The following is a 17,669-nucleotide window of genomic DNA, read 5'->3' as shown; positions in this document are numbered from 1 at the left end:
CCCTCCGGCGGTGTCAGTAGCGGGTGATGTCGCTGGGCGCCAGGCGGGGGGCCCGGCGGGGCGGGGTGCGGCCGCTGAGCAGGACGAGGCGGGCGGCGCGGTGGCGCTGGCCCGCGTAGGGGGCCAGGAGCTCCAGCATCGCCGCGTCGTCGGCGGCGCGGTCGCCCGCCAGGGCCCAGCCGACGATGCCGGGGAGGTGGAGGTCGCCGGTGGTGACCTCGTCGGGGGCGCCGTTGCTGCGCTGGATCGTCTCGGCGGAGGTCCACGGGCCGATGCCGGGGATCAGCTCCAGGCGCCTGCGGGCCTCCGGGGGCGGCATGTGGGCCGCCTCCTCCAGGCGGGGGGCGACGCGGGCGGCCCGGACGATCGTCGCGGCGCGCTTGCCGTCGACGTTGGCGCGGTGCCACTCCCAGGACGGGATCCTCGCCCAGGTGCGGGCGTCCGGCATCACGTGCAGGCCCTCGGGGGCGGGGCCCGGGGCGGGTTCGCCGTACTGGCGGACCAGGCGGCGCCAGGAGCCGTACGCCTCCGTCGTCGTGACCTTCTGCTCCAGGACCGACGGGATCAGGGACTCCAGGACCAGGCCGGTGCGGGTGAGGCGGAGGCCGGGGCGGCGGCGGTGGGTGGCCAGGAGGAGTCTGTGGCGGGGGACGAAGGGGGTGGGGTCGTCCTCCGCGCCGAGGAGGGCGGGGAGGTTCTCGTCCAGCCAGGCCGCGCCCGGGCCCCAGGTCTCTGCCGTGACCTCGGCGCCGTGCATGCGTACGCGGAGGGTGCCTGGGCCTTCCGGGGTGCGGGTGGCTCGCCAGACGGAGCCGTCCGGTGTGACCTGGAAGGTCGGGTCGTACGGGCCTCTGCGGAGGGGGCCCAGGGTGAGGCCCAGGTCCAGGGCGTGGCCGCCGTTGGACGTGACGGATTTCGGGAGGAAGCGGCCGGCCATGCGTATGAGCGTAGCCGGGGGCGGTGCGGGTGCGGGGGGTGCGGGTTCAAGCGACAGGTGCGGAGGCACCCGCGAAGGGTGCCGTTCCGTTGTGCCCACCCTCCCCCAAGCTCTCGGCTTCGCTCGAGCAGGGGGGACCCCCATCGCCCTAGCGGAACGTATGCCCACAACGGAACGGCGCGAGCGCCCACAACGGAACGGCCTCCCTGCTACTGGTCCGAGCTGAAGCGGACCGTGCCCGCGGGGAGGGTGGCGTCGCACCAGATGCGGATGCCGTCGCGGAGTTCGTTGTCGGGGCCCACGTGGGCGCCGTCGCCGATGACCGCGCCCGTGAGGACGGAGCGGGCGCCGATGCGGGCGCCGGCGCCTATGAGGGAGTCGGTGACGACGGCGCCGGGTTCGACGATCGCGCCTGCGAGGAGGGTGGAGCCGGTGACCCGGGCGCCTTCGCCCACCTGCGCGTTCGCGCCCACCACCGTGCCGCCGGTGAGTTTGGCGTCGGGGGCGACGCGGGCGGTGGGGAGGACCAGGCGGTCGCCGCAGCGGCCGGGGACGGCCGGGGAGGGGGCGCGGCCGAGGACCAGGTCTGCGGAGCCGCGGACGAAGGCCTGCGGGGTGCCGAGGTCCAGCCAGTACGTGGAGTCGACCATGCCCTGGAGGTGGGCTCCGGAGGCGAGGAGCTCCGGGAAGGTCTCGCGCTCGACGGAGACCGGGCGGCCCGCGGGGATCGAGTCGATGACCGAGCGGCGGAAGACGTACGCGCCGGCGTTGATCTGGTCGGTGACGATCTCCTCGGGGGTCTGGGGCTTCTCCAGGAAGGCCGTGACGCGACCCGTGCCGTCGGTGGGGACCAGGCCGAAGGCCCTCGGGTCCTCGACGCGCGTGAGGTGGAGGGAGACGTCCGCGCCGGAGTCGGCGTGGGTGGCCACCAGGGCGCGGATGTCGAGGCCGGTGAGGATGTCGCCGTTGAAGATGAGGACCGGGTCGTCGGGGCCCGAGTGGAGGCGGGAGGCGACGTTGCGTATCGCGCCGCCGGTGCCGAGCGGTTCCTCCTCGGTCACGTACTCCAGGCTCAGGCCGAGGTCGGAGCCGTCACCGAAGTGCGGCTCGAAGACCTCGGCGAGGTAGGAGGTGGCGAGCACGATGTGCTCGACGCCGGCGGCCTTGGCCCGGGCCAGCTGGTGCGTCAGGAAGGGGACGCCGGCCGCCGGGACCATGGGCTTGGGCGTGTTGACCGTGAGCGGTCGCAGCCGGGTGCCCTTGCCCCCGACCAGGAGGATCGCTTCTGTCACGTGTCGTCTCTGCTTCCTGCTTCGGGGCCGTTCGGCGCGCCCGTCTCGGTCGTCCGTGCGATATGACCGGTCAGTTTATGCAGATGGTTGCCTTCCTGCCCCCATCAGCTCCTTCCCTGGTATTTCGCGGAGGAGGCGCGGGCGGTTCCGAGCTTCCCGTAGAGACGTCCGCCGGGGCACTCCGTGGCGAATCCGTCACGGTGTCCGGCGATGGTGTGGAACTTGACCTTCTGGCCCTTCTTGTAGCGGTTCCCGCCGCCGGAGACGAGGGTCTGGGTGCCCTTCGGATTGATGCCGTGGAGCCCGAGTTTCCAGGCCGTCAGGCGGGCCACGGCGGTCACCACGGCGGCCGGCGGGTTGGTGCTGGTGAAGGTGCCGAGGACGGCGACGCCCATGCTGTCGGTGTTGAAGCCGAGGGTGTGCGCGCCGCGGACCGGCTTCGCCACTCCCCCGGCCCGGCCTTCGTAGATGTTTCCGCACTTGTCGACGGCGAAGTTGTAGCCGAAGTCTCGCCATCCACTGCTCTTCACGTGGTAGCGGTAGATACTGCGCAGGACGGAGGGGGCCTGGCCGCAGGTGTAGTTGTTGCCGGTGGCGCTGTGGTGGACGAAGGCCGTCTTGATCGTCTTGGTGTAGACGAAGCCCTTCTCGCGGATCGTCTCGTCGGCGCCCCAGCCCTTCCGGGTGATGATCTTGGGACGGGGGCCGATGTACGGCTTCTTCTGCGCCGCCGCGGGCTCCGCGGCGGCGGGCTCCACCGCTTCCTCGACCTCGGCGGGGTTGGCGGCCGGGATGGCGGTCGCGCCGTAGGGGGCCAGCCGGCTGTTGACGCCGCTCGCGGCGGCCTCCGCCGCCGTGAGGACGGCGGGCGGCGCCATCGCCCGGGTGCGGGGGGCGGGGGCCGCCTCCCCGGTCGGGGCCTCCGGGGCCTCGCCCGGGTCGACCAGTTCCAGGCGGAGGCCGGCCGGGAGCGGAGTCGTACCGGCTCCGGCCTCCGCCCGTACGCGGATCTCGACGCCGTCCGAGTCGCCGACCCAGAGGGGGGCGGTGGAGCCGCGCAGGGTGCGGGTGGCGCCCTCGGCCGTGCCGGGGTCGGCCCCGTGCTCCTCGTTGTGGGTCTCCACGTCCTGCCAGGGCGACCAGACGCCGTCGGCGGCGGCGCGGGTGCGGACCTGGACGGTGCCGTGGAGGGGGGTGGCCGGATCGTCCCAGACCACGCCGACGAGGGAGAAGGGTCTGACGTCCCGTCGGGGGAGGCCCTGCTCGGTGGCGGCGCCCGGGTCCGTGCCGAAGGTGCGGACGGAGGCGCCCAGCGGACGGAGCGGCAGCGACTGGGTGGAGCCCGGCAGCTCGTCCTGGGCCGGTGGCAGGGCGTTCGCCGCCGGACGCGCGGTGGCCGTCGCGGGGGCGGCGAGGGTGACCGGCAGGGCGAGCGCGGCCGCGCAGGCGACGGCGATCGAGGAGGCGAGTGAGGCACGCATGGCCCGATCGTGGGCAGCGCGGGGGTCCGGCGCGCGCCGGACGGCGGACGGCCCGTCGGTCCGACCGGAGGACACCGTCACCGGTACGGCCCAGGGCGGCGCGCCGGCCCGCGTACCCTGTGCGGCGTGAACGCCAGCGACCGCACCCCCGCCGACCTGCTGCGATCCGCGCTCGCCGCGGACCCGGCCCGCCCTCTGGTCACCTACTACGACGACGCCACCGGTGAACGGGTGGAATTGTCCGTCGCCACCTTCGCCAATTGGGTGGCGAAGACCGCCAATCTGCTCCAGGGCGAGCTGTCCGCCGAGCCCGGCGACCGGCTCGCCCTGCTGCTGCCCGCGCACTGGCAGACCGCCGTCTGGCTGCTCGCCTGCTCGTCCGTCGGCGTGGCGGCCGAGCTGGGCGGCGACCCGGCGGCCGCCGATCTGGTGGTGGCGGGACCGGACACGCTGGAGGCGGGTCTGGCCTGTTCCGGGGAGCGGATCGCGCTCTCCCTGGCGCCGCTGGGGCGCCGCTTCCCGTCCGCGCCCGCCGGATACGCGGACTACGCGGTCGAGGTGCCGTCCCAGGGCGACCGGTTCGCGCCCTACGCGCCGGTGGACGCGGACGCGCCCGCCCTCGTCGTCGACGGTACGGAGCGCAGCGGTGTCGAGCTCGTCGAACAGGCCCGGCTCGACGCCGCCGGCCTCGGGCTCGGCCCCGGCTCGCGGCTGCTGTCCGGGCTGCCGTACGACTCCTGGGAGGGGCTGTCGTCCGGGCTGTACGCGCCGCTGGCCGCGGGCGGCTCCGTGGTGCTGTGCCGGCACCTGGGCGAGCTGGCGCCGGAGTCCCTGGAGAAGCGCATCGAGAGCGAGCGGGTCACGGCGACGGCCCTCTGACGGACGTACGCGGAAACGGGCCGGGCGCTCCGAGGGGCGCCCGGCCCGTGGCGTTCGCGCGTCCGTTGCACCCGTTCGGCCGACCGACGCGCCGCGTACCCGCGACCGTACGGCGAGTCCGGTACATGATCGGCCCGGGGGGAGTCGTCTCCTCCGTACAACCCCGCGTCGGGTTCGGCCGTCTCCTTCTGCGACCGCCGGGCGCCCGACGCGCCCGAGACCGCCTCGAAGGACGGACGACGACGTGACGGACCGCGCTGGCACTCCCGCCGAACCGGACCCCGAACCGGCGCCCGAACCCGACTCCGAACCGGACTCCGAGCCGAGCGCCGAACCGGACTCCGAACCGGACTCCGAGCCGAGCGCCGAACCGAGCGCCGAACCGGACTCCGAGCCGGGCGCCGAGACGGACTCCGCCCCGCGGCGGCACTGGCTGCGGTGGGGGGCGCTCGGGGTCTCCGTCGTGCTGCTCGCGGCGGCCGGGACCGGGTGGTGGTTCTACCGGAAGCTCGACGGCAACATCACCACGGACACCACCGCGGCGGACGAGCTGCGGCGGTACGAGAAGGAGCGGCCGTCGGCCGTCGTGTCGGCCGCGCGGAACATCCTGCTGATCGGCTCGGACACCCGGTCAGGCGAGGAGAACCGGAAGTACGGGAAGGACCGGGGCACCCAGCGCTCGGACACGGTCATCCTGCTGCACCTGGCGGCCGACGAGTCGGGGGCGACCGCCGTGTCGATCCCGCGCGACCTGATGGTGACGATCCCCAGCTGCGCCAGGACCGAGGGCGGCGGCCGGACCCGGGAGCAGCTGGCGCAGTTCAACTGGGCGTACGAGTGGGGCGGGACGGCGTGCACGATCCGTACCGTCGAGAAGCTGACCGGGATCCGGGTCGACCACCACATGGTGATCGACTTCCGGGGCTTCAAGAAGATGGTCGACGCGGTGGACGGCGTCGAGGTCTGCCTGAAGGAGCCGGTGGACGACGCCGACGCCAAGCTGAAGCTGCCGGCGGGCCGGCAGACGCTGGACGGGGAGCAGGCGCTCGGCTTCGTCCGGGCCCGGAAGTCGCTGGGGAACGGCAGCGACACCGAACGGATGGACCGGCAGCAGATGTTCCTGGGCGCGCTCGTCAACAAGGTGCAGAGCAACGGGGTGCTGCTGAACCCGGCGAAGCTGTATCCGGTGCTCGACGCGGCGACGAAGTCGATCACGACGGATCCGGGGCTCGACTCGCTGCGGGACCTGTACGACCTGGCGCGGACGATGCGGTCGATCCCCACGGAGAAGGTGCAGTTCCTCACGGTGCCGCGGCGCCCATACGCATACAACGCGAACCGGGACGAACTGGTGCAACCCGCGGCGAGCGAGCTCTTCCGGCAACTCCGCGAGGACAAGCCGGTCCTGGTGACGAAGGCGGAACCGGACGGGGCCGGGGAGGCATCCTCCGACGGGAAGCCCGACGACGCGGGCACACCGGCGCCGAGCGCGACGCCGACCTTCACGGGGCGGAACGCCGCGGAAGGGGTGTGTGCGTAGCGGCGTGCGGGGCCGTTGGGTAAAGCGGGAGCCAAGGGAGAGGCCGGGGCCGATGTGGTTTGAGCAGATTGCCCATTTGTAAGGGGCGTGGAATTTGTCACGGACGTCGCCCCGCGCTGAACTGGGCGGATAGTGTGACGCGATCCGGTGCACCCCGACCGTGTGGTCGCACTCAGCCAAGGATCGAACGACCGAGTGGCGCCCACAGGGGGAGGCGCCCCGCGTGGCACCGACGGAGGACAGGAACCGTGGACGCGCACAGCCGTGGACGGGCGGACGAGATCGACCCCGCCGACCAGTGGGTGCTCAACCCGCAGACGGGCAACTACGAACTGCGACTGGACCACTCCGCTGGGCAGTCGCCCACCGGTACCACCGGTTCCAGTACCCGCCCCCCGGCCCGGTCAACCGCCCCGGCCGAGACTCCCGTCCCCGGCCAGAGACGACGCCGTCCCGCCGAGCAGGACTCCCCCGGGACCGGCACGTCCCGCGGCGGCCGCCGCGTGCCCCCGCAGAGCCGCCGCAAGCGCAAGCAGGGCGCCAGCCGCAAGAAGAAGGTCCTGCTGTGGACCGGCGGCACGATGGCCTTCGTCCTGGTCGGCGGCGCGGTCGGCGCGTACGCGATCTACAACCGGCTCAACAACAACCTCGACGTCGTCGAGGTCGTCGGCAAGAACAAGAGCGCGGGCTTCCGCAAGGGCGAGGCCTTCAACATCGTGCTCATCGGCACCGACAAGCGGACCGGTGCGGGCAACGCGGGCTACGGCGACAAGAACAGCCCCGGCCACGCCGACACCACGATCCTCTTCCACGTCTCCAAGGACCGGTCGAACGCCACTGCGGTCTCGATCCCGCGCGACCTGAAGACGAACGTCCCCGAGTGCCAGGTCAAGGACGGCAACGAGATCAAGACGATCCCGGGTGAGGCCGACGTCCGCTTCAACGTGAGCCTCGGGCAGAACGGCCGCGACCCCGGCTGCGTCATGCGCACCGTGGAGGAGCTCACCGGCGTCGAGGTCGACCACTTCATGATGGCCGACTTCAACGCCGTCAAGGAGATGACGACCGCCGTCGGCGGTGTGAAGGTCTGCGTCGAGAAGCCGATCGACGACCCGAAGTCCCACCTGAAGTTGCCGGCCGGCGATTCCGTCGTCCAGGGCGAGCAGGCCCTCGCCTTCGTCCGCACCCGGCACAGCTTCGGCAACGAGTCGGACCTCGACCGCATCAAGGTCCAGCAGCAGTTCCTCGGCTCGATGATCCGTCAGATGAAGTCCGACGACACGCTGACCGACCCGGGCAAGCTCTTCGACCTCGCCGACGCCGCCACCAAGGCGCTCACCGTCGACTCCGGAATAGGGTCGCTCACCAAGCTGCAGGACCTGGCGGGCGAGCTCGCGGGCATCGACGCCAAGAACATCGCCTTCGCGACGCTGCCGGTCGTCGACAACCCCGCCGAGAAGATCAAGGCGACGGTCGTCCCGCACCCGACGAAGGCGCCGCAGCTCTTCGCGATGCTCCAGAGCGACACCTCGCTCACCGAGGTGAAGAAGAAGGAGCAGGAGGCCAAGAGCGCCCAGGCGAAGGCCCAGGCGGCGCTCCTGGAGGGCGAGCGGGCCCCCTCCGCCGAGGTGCGCGTCGACGTCTACAACGGCAGCGGCATCCAGGGCGCGGCCCAGTCGACCATCAACTGGCTCCAGAACGAACAGGGCGTCCCGCGCTCCACCAACAAGAGCAACGCCCCCGAGAAGGCGGCGAAGACGACCCTGGAGTACGCGCCGAACCAGGCCGATCAGGCCCGCGCCCTCGCGGACATGATGGGCCTGCCCGCGACGGCGCTCAAGCAGGGCACCGCCGACGCCGCGGAGCGCGAGCCGATGACGCTCGTCCTCGGCTCGGACTTCAAGGGTGCGGGGGTGCCCATCACCGGACCGGCGAAGGCGCCGAAGGATCTGGGAGAAGTAGCAGCGGACAAGCAGGTGTGCGCGAAGTGACCCGGAAACACCGGCGTCCGGCGCGCGCCTGACCGAAGAGGGGACCTGGGGTGGGACAGAACAGCGTGCGACGGGAGGGGACGCAGCCAAGCGTTCCGCACGCCCGAGAACGTGGCTGGGACGACGAACTGCACGGCGCGGGTGAGGCCACCGGCGCCGGCGGGACGCCGGATCCGGCCGCCGTGCCGGCGCAGGCCGGCCGCGCCGCGCGCCGGCGCGGGACGACGGGCGACCACGGCTCCGCCGCGAGCACGGCGGGCGGCCGGGCGGCCGCGCGCCGCAAGGCCAAGAAGGCCGGCAAGCGGAAGGTGCTGCGCTGGTCGGCGATCGGCGTGTCCGTGCTGATCCTCGGCACGGCCGGCGCCGGTTACGCGTACTACGAGCATCTGAACAGCAACATCCGCAGCGGCGGCCGGGCCGGCGGCGAGAGCGGCGTGAAGAAGGCGGCGCCGAACGCGCTGGGCGACACGCCGCTGAACATCCTGCTGATCGGCTCGGACGACCGGTCCTCCGACGCGAACGTGGCGCTCGGCGGCGGCAAGGACCTCCGGAAGGACAAGCCCCGGGCCGACGTCCAGATGCTGCTGCACGTCTCCGCCGACCGGCAGAACGCCTCGCTGATCTCCATACCCCGCGACACGGTGGTGAAGATCCCCGACTGCAAGGGCGAGGACGGCACGCCGTACCCGGGCACCTCCGACCGGCCCATCAACGAGACGCTCACCCGGGGCGGCGCCGGCTGCACGCTCACCACCTGGGAGACCCTCACCGGCGTCTACATCGACCACTGGATCATGGTCGACTTCGCGGGCGTGGTGGCGATGGCCGACGAGGTCGGCGGCGTCCCCGTCTGCGTCAACACCGGTGTGCACGACAAGTCCACGGCCCGGGTCAAGGGCGGGTCAGGACTGAAGCTGCCCAAGGGCACCACCGAGGTCAAGGGCGAGCAGGCCCTCCAGTGGCTGCGCACCCGGCACGCCTTCGGCAGCGACCAGAACCGGGCCAAGGCCCAGCACATGTACCTCAACGGCATGCTGAAGAAGCTCCAGCAGCAGAACGCCTGGACGGACACCCCCCGGCTGATGGGCCTCGCGGAGACCGGCACCAAGGCGCTGGAGGTCTCCGACGGCCTCGACACCGTGGCCAAGCTCTTCGACCTCAGCATGCAGCTGAAGAACGTGAAGGTCGACCGGCTCTCCACGATCACCATCCCGACCGACCCGTATCCGCCGAAGCCGGACGCGTGGCTGCAGCCGCAGCCGCGGGCGGCCGAGAAGATCTGGAACATGCTCCGGGACGACGTCGCCCTCGACAAGAACGGCGACAAGGCGCCCGCGAAGCCCAAGTCGACGGCCTCGGGTTCGGCTTCGGGTTCGGCCTCGGGTTCGGCTTCTGCTTCGGATCCTGCTTCGGATTCCGCTTCCGCGACGCCGAAGCCGACGGCCGCCGCGCCCGCCACGCTCGCCGTCACCGTCGTCAACGGCACCGACGGCAACGACGAACCGGCCGTCGAGGGGCGCGCCAGGGACATCACGAAGTCGCTGGCCGCGAAGGGCTTCACCCAGGCCGACACGTCCAAGGACCCCAAGCCCAGCAAGGGCACGGTCGTCGCCTACCCGAAGGCCGCCGGCGACCAGGGCCGGGCGGACGCCGAGTCCGTGGCGGCCGCCCTCGGCCTCCCGCCGTCCACCGTCCGCGCGGACGCGAACGTGCAGGGCCTCACCCTGGTCGTGGGTGCGGACTGGCGCGAGGGCGACACGTACGAGAAGCCGAAGCAGGAGGCCGGCGACCTGCCCGAGGGCGCCGACGACAAGGCCGACTGCATGGACGTCTACTCGGTCTACAAGTGGGACGGGAAGAGCTGACCGCTCCTCCCGCGACACGGCGACGGCCGGGCCCCTCGTGGAGGGGTCCGGCCGTCGGCGTGGGGAACGAGGTGGGTCAGACCGTCTCGGTCTCGCCCGCGCGGACCGCCGGGCGGCGGCTCGCGATGACCTTCCGCGCCAGCGACTTGGGGCTGGTGAGGAAGCCGAAGCCCCACGACATGTGCATGGTGGCCAGGGCCACCGGGATCTGGAGGCGGGCCTTCAGGGAGAGGCCCTTGCCGGCGGGGATCGAGCCCGCGGTGATCGCGGCGAGGTAGCCGGCCGGGATCACGAAGCCGAGCGGGGTGAGGGCGGCGCCGACGACCAGGCCCGCGGCGATGGCGCAGACGGCGACCGGCGGAGCCAGGTAGCGGAGGTTGATGGAGCCGGCGTGGTAGCGGGCCACCACGTGCCGCCAGCGGCCGTAGTCCTTGTACTGCTTGGCCAGCGCCTTCACCGAGGGGCGGGGGCGGTACTGGACGCGCAGCTCCGGCGAGAACCAGATCAGGCCGCCGGCCTCGCGGATGCGGAAGTTCAGCTCCCAGTCCTGGGCGCGGATGAACTCGACGTTGTACCCGTCCTGCTGTTCGAGCGCCTCGCGGCGGAAGACGCCGAGGTAGACGGTCTCGGCGGGGCCGGCCTGGCCGCCGGTGTGGAAGGCCGCGTTGCCGACGCCGATCTTCGAGGTCATCGCGGCGGCGACCGCGTCCTCCCAGGCGTTCTCGCCCTCGGCGTGCATGATGCCGCCGACGTTCTGCGCGCCCGTCTCCTCCAGGAGGCGGACGGCCGTCGCGATGTAGTTCGGCGAGAGCATGCCGTGGCCGTCGACGCGTACGACGATCGGGTGGCGGGAGGCCTTGATCGCGGCGTTGAGGGCGGCGGGGGTGCGGCCGGTCGGGTTGGGCACGGTGTGGACCCGGGGGTCCTCCCGCACCAGCTGGGCGGCGATCTCGTCGGTGCGGTCCGTGGACGGGCCGAGCGCGATCACCACCTCCATCTCGCCGTCGTACTCCTGCTCCAGGATGTGGCGGACCGAGTTGCGCAGATGCCGCTCCTCATTGAGGACCGGCATGATCACGGATACGGGAGGCGTGGCGTTCATCAACGGGTCACGTTACCGCGAATGGGGGACAGCGGCGCGCGCCGCGTGGTCCGGTGACCCTACCGGCTGATCGTATGGGCCTACGGTGCTCACGGTCCCCCGTCTTCACTCGGTCACACCAGCGGAGGTGTCCGTTCGTGCCCCCACCGCCCCGCACGCCCCGTCCGCCCCGCACGCCCGGCACGGCCGGCCGGCCGCCCGTCCCCCGACGCGGCGGTCCCGCCCCGGTGCGGCGGCGGTCCCGGCGGCGGCCCCGGTGGGGGATGCGGATGGCGACCGCGCTCTCCGTGGTGGTGCTCGCGGCCGGCGGGATCGGGCACGCGGTGGTCACCGGACTCGACACCGGGATCACACGGGTGGACCCCTTCAGGGACATGAAGAACCGGCCGCAGGCCGGGAACGGCATGAACGTGCTGGTCGTCGGCACCGACGGGCGGGACCGGATCACCCCCGAGGAGAAGAAGAAGTACCGGCTGGGCGGGGCGCCCTGCCACTGCACGGACACCGTGCTGCTCGTGCACATCTCGGAGGACCGGGACCGGGCGAGCGTCGTCTCGCTGCCCCGGGACTCGTACGCCGAGCTGCCCGAGCACACCGACCAGAACAGCGGCGAGAAGCACCGGGCGCACCCGGTGAAGCTGAACGCCGCCTACGCGGAGGGCGGGCCCGCGCTGACCGTGCGGACCGTGGAGGCCATGACCCGGGTCAAGATCGACCACTATCTGGAGGTCGACTTCACCAGCTTCATGCGGACCGTGGACGCGGTCGGCGGGGTGCAGATCTGTACGCCGAAGCCGATGAAGGACGCGTACTCGGGGCTTCAGCTGGCGGCGGGGACCCACGAGCTGGACGGTGGGCAGGCGCTGCAGTACGTGCGCTCCCGGCACGTCGACGGGGCCGCGGACATCGGGCGGATGCAGCGGCAGCAGAAGTTCCTGGCGGCGCTGGTGGACCGGCTGACCAGCGGCGGGGTGCTGTTCAACCCGGTGAGGTTCCGGGAGGTCGCGACGACCATGCTGGGCTCGGTGCGGGCCGACGAGGACTTCGGCACGGACCAGCTGCTGGCGCTCGCGAAGGGCATGCGGGGGTTCACGCCGGCGTCCTCGGAGTTCGTGTCCGTGCCCATCGGAGACATGGACTTCCCCGTGAAGGGGATCGGCTCGACGGTGAAGTGGGACGCGGAGAAGGCGCAGCGGCTGTTCGCGGCTGTGCGGGAGGACCGGGCGCTGGCCGCGGCCCGGCCGGAGGCCGCGGAGAAGAAGGCCAAGGGTGTGGTGGTGGAGGTCGCGCCCAAGACCATTCGGGTGCAGGTCTACAACGGGACGCGGATCGACGGGCTCGGGCGGAAGGTCGACGACGCGCTGCGGGGGACGGGGTTCGACACGACGCGGTCGCCGATGACAGGGGCGGGGGCCTCTCGGGAGCGGACGCTGGTGGAGTACGACCCCCGGTGGGACCGGTCCGCCCGGTCCCTGGCCGCGGCCCTGCCGGGGGCGGAGCTTCGGGCGGTGCCGGGGCGGGGCGGGACCCTGCGGGTGACCGTGGGGGCGGATTACAAGGGGGTCACCGGGGTGCGGGCGGAGGCGGTGCCGGTTCGGGGGCCGTTCGAGGCGGTTACCGGGGACCAGGTCGTGTGTCCGTAGTGGGGGGCTGGGGTTACGGCTCGGCAGCTCTGGCGCCGCATAGGGCGCCGTTCCCCGTTGTGCCCGCCCTCCCCCACGCCCCTGCGGAACGCCTGCCCACAACGGGGCGGCCGGGCGGGGGGCCCGTCAGTCCTCGTAGCCCTCTGCCGCCCTGCGCTCCCGCAGTTCCTTGATGGCCTGGCGGCGGGCCAGGCGGTGGGTGCGGCGGATCTGGGCTTCCTGGTAGCGGCGCTTGTCCTGTTCGGTCTCCGGGAGGACCGGGGGGACGGTGCGGGGCTTGCCGTCGCCGTCGACGGCGGCGAAGACGAGGTAGGCGGAGCCGACCTGGGTCGCGGGGGTGGTGTCGTTCCAGCGCTCGGCCAGGACGCGGACGCCGACCTCCATGGAGGAGCGGCCGGTCCAGTTCACCTGGGCCTTGACGTGGAGGAGGTCGCCGACGCGGACGGGCTCCAGAAAGGCCATCTCGTCCATGGAGGCGGTCACGGCCGGGCCTCCGGAGTGGCGGCCGGCGACGGCGCCCGCCGCGTCGTCCACCAGCTTCATGATCACGCCGCCGTGCACCGTCCCGAGGAGGTTGGTGTCGTGGCTCGTCATGATGTGGCTGAGGGTGGTGCGGGAGGCCGAGGTGGGCTTGCCGGGTATGCCGGCCGGTTCTGTCATGTCGTCCACCTTATGCCGGGTATCGGCGTTGTCTGCTTTGCATCAGCTTCGCAACAGCCCCGGTCCTATTTTCCACCCGGCCTGTCGCCCGGAAAGCGGAGACCGGCACACTGGTCCGCATGAATGACTGGCCTGAGCAGCAGCGCCGCCCCCAGGGGCAGCCGTACCCCCCGCAGCAGGGGCACGGCCACCGGGGACAGGGGCAGGAGTACAACCCGAACTTCACTCAGGCGCAGGCCACGGGGTACGACTCCGGGTACAGCACCGGGCAGGTGTACGGGTCCCCGCAGGGCGGCGGGCACGGTCAGGGCGGCGGCCCCGGGGGTCCGGGGGGACCCTCCGGTGCCGGCGGCCGGTCGGCCGGCGCCGCGCCGGACTGGCGCAAGCGGATCAAGATCGGCTCGATCGTGCTCGTGGTCGGCGTCCTCGCGTGGGGCGTCGGGACGTACGCGTGGGCCAGCTCGCAGATGCGCAACGAGGTCGACCTGTCGAAGGTCATCGAGCGGCCGTCCGAGGGCGACTGCACGACGTATCTGATCGTCGGCTCCGACAGCCGTGAGGGCATGACGGCCGAGGAGAAGAAGAAGCTGCACACCGGTTCCGCGGAGGGCAAGCGGACCGACTCGATGATGATCCTCGCGGCCTGCTCCAGCGGGAACACGATGATCTCGCTCCCCCGCGACTCGTGGGTGACGATCCCGAACTTCGTCGGCTCCGAGTCCGGCAAGGCGTACCCGGCGCGCGGCGGGTCCAAGCTGAACGCGGCGTACGCGATGGACGGGCCCGAACTGCTCGTGCGTACGGTCGAGTTCAACACCGGGCTGCGGATCGACCACTACGCGGAGATCGGCTTCGCCGGCTTCGCGAACATCGTGGACGCGCTCGGCGGTGTCGAGATGAACATCGAGAAGGGCTTCAAGGACAAGAAGTCGGGCGCCGACTTCCAGGCCGGGAAGCAGACCCTCAACGGCGAGCAGGCGCTCGCCTTCGTCCGTACCCGGTACGCCTTCGCCGAGTCGGACCTGGCGCGGACGAAGAACCAGCAGAAGTTCCTGTCCGCGCTGGCGAACCAGGCGGCGACGCCGGGGACGATCCTCAATCCGTTCGCGCTGTACCCGACGCTCGGGGCCGGCCTGGACACGCTGATCGTCGACAAGGACATGTCGCTGTACGACCTCGGCAAGATGTTCTTCGCGATGAAGGGCATCAGCGGAGGCGACGGCAAGTCGATGAACATGCCGATCGCGGGCAGCGCGCCGCAGGGCTCGCTGAAGTGGGACATGCCGAAGGTGAAGCAGCTGGTCGAGCAGATCAGGAACGACGAGACGGTCACGGTCACATCGGACCGCTGACATCGGCGAAACGGCCGGCCCCCGCTCGGGTGCCGGCCGTTTCGTTCGTGGCGGCGACAGGAAGACACGGGAGAACGGGGAGGTTTCACGATGCCGTGGGACGAGTGGGAGCAGCTGAAGAGCGAGGCGGCCGGGCGGTTACCCGGGGCGATGCGGCTGAACCAGGCGGCCGCGCCGGGCGGGGGCGGCGGCTACTCGGAGGACCTGAAGACGGACAAGAAGGCGTGGACGAGGGCCGGGGACGGTGTCACGGGCCTCAAGGAGTCCGTCACCACGTCCCTGACGAAGCTGGAGTCCGGGCAGGCGGGTCTCGGGGACACCGGCGGGATCCGGAGCGCGGCGGCCCAGCAGGAGCTGTACGCGTCCTGGAAGAAGTACCTGGGTGACGTGCGCGCCCGCTGCGACGCGCTGGGCGGGACCCTGAAGGCCGCCGGGCACGACCTGGCGAAGACCGACGAGTCGGTGAGGCAGGAGCTCGACGCGCTCGCGGCGAAGTACGGCGACACGGACGCCGTCGGCGGCCAGGCCAAGGAGAAGTGAGCGCGCTCATGGACCTGACCACCCTGAAATCCTTCAAGCAGAACGAGTACGAGGACGCGGCGGACGGCTACCGGGCCGTCGGCGACATGGCGAGCGCGGCCAAGGACGCCATCGACAGCCGGATCACCGCCGGGCTGCGGGCCGAGGTACAGGGCGCCGCGGCGGACGCGGCGCTCGCCGAGCTCAAGAACCTGTCGGGCAACTTCCACTACGCGCAGACCGAGTGCGGTCTGGTGAGCACGGCGCTGAACGGCTTCGCCTTCGACGTCGGCGCGGCCAAGCGGAAGCTCGACGCGGCGCTCGCGGACGCGCGGGCCGGCGGCTGCACGGTGAACCCGGACGGTTCGGTCACCTTCCCGGCGGGTGCCAAGCCTGGCGCGGAGAAACCCGCCGAGGGCGGCTCGGTGTCCGGCAGCCCGGGCGGCACGGACACCTCGGACGCCATCGAGCGTCAGGCGGTCGGCATCCATCCGAACCCGCACTACGGCAAGGCCCTCGGCTACGCCAACCGCATCGCCGACGCGCTGAAGGAGGCGACGGACGCCGACGCGAAGTGGGCGCCGAAGCTGCGGGCGCTCAAGGCCGACGACGACCTGAAGGTGACGGACAAGGACTGGGCCGACGTCCAGTCGGACACGGGCGGGGTCGGCGAGGCGGGCAAGACGTACCTCGAATCGCTGCCGCAGCCGCCGGAGAGCGGCAGCCCGAAGGACAACTCGGCCTGGTGGAAGGGGCTCTCCCCGGAGGAGCAGGAGGCCTGGCTCTCGCTCCGCCCGGCCACCGTGGGCGCCCTCGACGGCCTGCCGTCGGCCGTGCGCGACGAGGCGAACCGGGTGGTCCTGGCGGAGAAGCACGGCCAGTACCGGATGGAGCTGGACTCGATCCCGAAGCCGCCGGCCAACGAGTGGACGTGGATCACGGCCGGCAGGTACCCGGTCAAGGTGCACACCGACGAGTGGATGGACTGGCAGCGGCAGTACGGCGACCGGTACGAGCAGCTGACGAAGTCGCTCAAGGGCATGGACGCGATCCAGGCGCGGTTCGACCGGACGGGTGTGGAGGGCCGGCCGGAGGCGTATCTGCTCGGCTTCGACCCCGAGAAGAACGGCCGGGCGATCGTCGCGAACGGCAACCCGGACACTGCGGACCACCAGGCCGTGTACGTGCCGGGCACCACGTCCAACCTGAGCGGCATCGACGGCGACATCAAGCGGATGGAGCGGGTCTGGATGGAGGCCGACGGCGTCGGCAACGGCTCCGTGTCCACGGTCACCTGGCTCGGCTACGACGCCCCGCAGGACATCGTCAAGGACTCGCCGTTCAGCCACTACGCCAACGACGGCGCCCCGGCCTACAACCGCTTCCTCGACGGCCTCGACGCCTCCCGCTCGGTCGACACGGATCCGCACCGGACGGCGATCGGCCACTCGTACGGCACGACGCTCATCGGCTCCGCCGCCCGGCAGGGCGACCTGAACGCGGACGACGTGATCCTGGCGGGAAGCCCGGGCGTGCAGGTGGCCAAGGCCGAGGACCTGGACGTCCCCAAGGGGCATGTCTGGAACCAGGAGGCAGACTGGGACTTCGTCCCGGACATCGGCCGGTTCGGGCACGGCGGCACCGACTGGGACGGCGCGTGGACCATTCCGAGCGACGCGCGTTTCGGCGCCAACCAGATGGTGACGGACGGCTCGGGTCACAGCGACTACTGGAACGAGGGTTCCAGGAGTCTGAAGAATCAGGCGCTGGTCGTCGCGGGCATGCCGGACGACGTGGACCTGAAGCCGCCGCCGAACCCCACGCCAGGAGTGCGCTAGACAGATGAAGACCAAGGTGGGCGCTTCCGCGCTCCTCGCCTCCCTCGCCCTCACGACCCTCACTGGATGCGGCATGACCGACGACAAGACCCCGTCCGCGGGCGTCAGCACCACGGACCAGGCCATCAGCACGACGAAGAGCGTCTCCAGCGAGCTCTACGACCTGATCGGCCTGAAGGGAACCACCACCAAGGCCGGTGTCGGTCTCGACGGGTGCCCGGGCAAGGACCCGGAGAAGTACTTCAGCACCTTCCACGTGTGGACGCTCACCCCGGCGACGCCCGCCGAGCTCGACGGTGTGATGGAACGGCTGAAGGAGCAGCTGCCCGGACGCGGCTGGAAGGTCGTCGGCTTCGAGCCCGACAACAGCCGGAACAAGAACCTCAGGCTCACGGCCGACCACGACGCCAGGAAGCACAGCGTCGAGATCACCTACTGGGCCAAGAACGAGCCGCCGAAGCTGAACGTCCACGTCATCTCCGGCTGCTACCAGGTGCCGGAGGGCGAGAAGGTCGAGTAGCCGCCGGTGCCGCGCGGCCCCCGGTGTCCTTGCCGGGGGCCGCGCGGATG

General features: G+C 71.9%; 14 protein-coding genes. 9 read left to right on the top strand and 5 right to left on the bottom strand.

All coding sequences use genetic code 11. From position 1 onward, the window contains the following. Positions 1-13: 13 nt before the first annotated feature. The 3 genes from HHL19_RS30775 to HHL19_RS30765 form a co-directional block, all read right to left on the bottom strand. A complete protein-coding gene (locus tag HHL19_RS30775; RefSeq protein WP_169093645.1) occupies positions 14-937 on the bottom strand; it encodes a DNA-3-methyladenine glycosylase 2 family protein in 924 nt (307 codons plus the stop codon). Positions 938-1,146: 209 nt separating this feature from the next. Next, positions 1,147-2,229, bottom strand: coding sequence for an NDP-sugar synthase (locus tag HHL19_RS30770; protein WP_169093644.1), 1,083 nt, complete (start codon positions 2,227-2,229; stop codon positions 1,147-1,149). Positions 2,230-2,333: 104 nt separating this feature from the next. After that, positions 2,334-3,710 (bottom strand): peptidoglycan recognition protein, encoded by a 1,377-nt coding sequence (locus tag HHL19_RS30765; protein WP_169093643.1) that lies wholly within the window; start codon positions 3,708-3,710, stop codon positions 2,334-2,336. Between the two features lie 126 nt (positions 3,711-3,836). Between HHL19_RS30765 and HHL19_RS30760 the strand changes: the two genes are divergently transcribed. The 4 genes from HHL19_RS30760 to HHL19_RS30745 all read left to right on the top strand — a co-directional run bounded on the left by HHL19_RS30760 (position 3,837) and on the right by HHL19_RS30745 (position 9,985). Then, the gene (locus HHL19_RS30760) at positions 3,837-4,589 is read left to right on the top strand and encodes a TIGR03089 family protein (protein WP_169093642.1); all 753 of its coding nucleotides are present in this window, start codon (positions 3,837-3,839) and stop codon (positions 4,587-4,589) included. A gap of 244 nt (positions 4,590-4,833) precedes the next feature. Then, positions 4,834-6,129: an LCP family protein gene (locus HHL19_RS30755; RefSeq protein ID WP_169093641.1), complete on the top strand. Its 1,296-nt coding sequence runs from the start codon at positions 4,834-4,836 to the stop codon at positions 6,127-6,129. Positions 6,130-6,377: 248 nt separating this feature from the next. Continuing rightward, positions 6,378-8,120: an LCP family protein gene (locus HHL19_RS30750; RefSeq protein ID WP_169093640.1), complete on the top strand. Its 1,743-nt coding sequence runs from the start codon at positions 6,378-6,380 to the stop codon at positions 8,118-8,120. Positions 8,121-8,170: 50 nt separating this feature from the next. Next, complete coding sequence (locus tag HHL19_RS30745) at positions 8,171-9,985, top strand: LCP family protein (protein WP_346768469.1); 1,815 nt, start codon at positions 8,171-8,173, stop codon at positions 9,983-9,985. Between the two features lie 76 nt (positions 9,986-10,061). On the opposite strand, the gene HHL19_RS30740 is transcribed toward HHL19_RS30745, so the two are convergent. Continuing rightward, positions 10,062-11,087, bottom strand: a complete 1,026-nt coding sequence (locus HHL19_RS30740) for a glycosyltransferase family 2 protein (protein WP_169093639.1) — start codon at positions 11,085-11,087, stop codon at positions 10,062-10,064. A 263-nt stretch (positions 11,088-11,350) separates the two neighbouring features. Here HHL19_RS30740 and HHL19_RS30735 point away from each other — a divergent pair, with 263 nt between their 5' ends. Then, positions 11,351-12,730 (top strand): LCP family protein, encoded by a 1,380-nt coding sequence (locus HHL19_RS30735; RefSeq protein ID WP_169093638.1) that lies wholly within the window; start codon positions 11,351-11,353, stop codon positions 12,728-12,730. 126 nt (positions 12,731-12,856) lie between these two features. Here HHL19_RS30735 and HHL19_RS30730 read toward each other — a convergent pair whose 3' ends face one another. Beyond that, entirely contained in the window at positions 12,857-13,390 is a 534-nt protein-coding gene (locus HHL19_RS30730; protein ID WP_169093637.1) for an acyl-CoA thioesterase, read from the bottom strand. Between the two features lie 119 nt (positions 13,391-13,509). Between HHL19_RS30730 and HHL19_RS30725 the strand changes: the two genes are divergently transcribed. The 4 genes from HHL19_RS30725 (at position 13,510) to HHL19_RS30710 (ending at position 17,619) form a co-directional block, all read left to right on the top strand. Continuing rightward, a complete protein-coding gene (locus HHL19_RS30725; RefSeq protein ID WP_169093636.1) occupies positions 13,510-14,742 on the top strand; it encodes an LCP family protein in 1,233 nt (410 codons plus the stop codon). A 90-nt stretch (positions 14,743-14,832) separates the two neighbouring features. Then, the gene (locus HHL19_RS30720) at positions 14,833-15,282 is read left to right on the top strand and encodes a hypothetical protein (RefSeq protein WP_240981976.1); all 450 of its coding nucleotides are present in this window, start codon (positions 14,833-14,835) and stop codon (positions 15,280-15,282) included. Positions 15,283-15,290: 8 nt separating this feature from the next. Further along, complete coding sequence (locus HHL19_RS30715; RefSeq protein ID WP_169093680.1) at positions 15,291-17,099, top strand: alpha/beta hydrolase; 1,809 nt, start codon at positions 15,291-15,293, stop codon at positions 17,097-17,099. A 4-nt stretch (positions 17,100-17,103) separates the two neighbouring features. Then, a complete protein-coding gene (locus tag HHL19_RS30710) occupies positions 17,104-17,619 on the top strand; it encodes a hypothetical protein (RefSeq protein ID WP_169093635.1) in 516 nt (171 codons plus the stop codon). The last annotated feature ends 50 nt before the right edge of the window (positions 17,620-17,669 follow it).

Source organism: Streptomyces sp. R302 (genome assembly GCF_012927245.1).
Lineage (GTDB): Bacteria > Actinomycetota > Actinomycetes > Streptomycetales > Streptomycetaceae > Streptomyces.
Note: the sequence above shows the minus strand (reverse complement) of the source record. Positions and strands in the feature narration are given on the sequence as shown.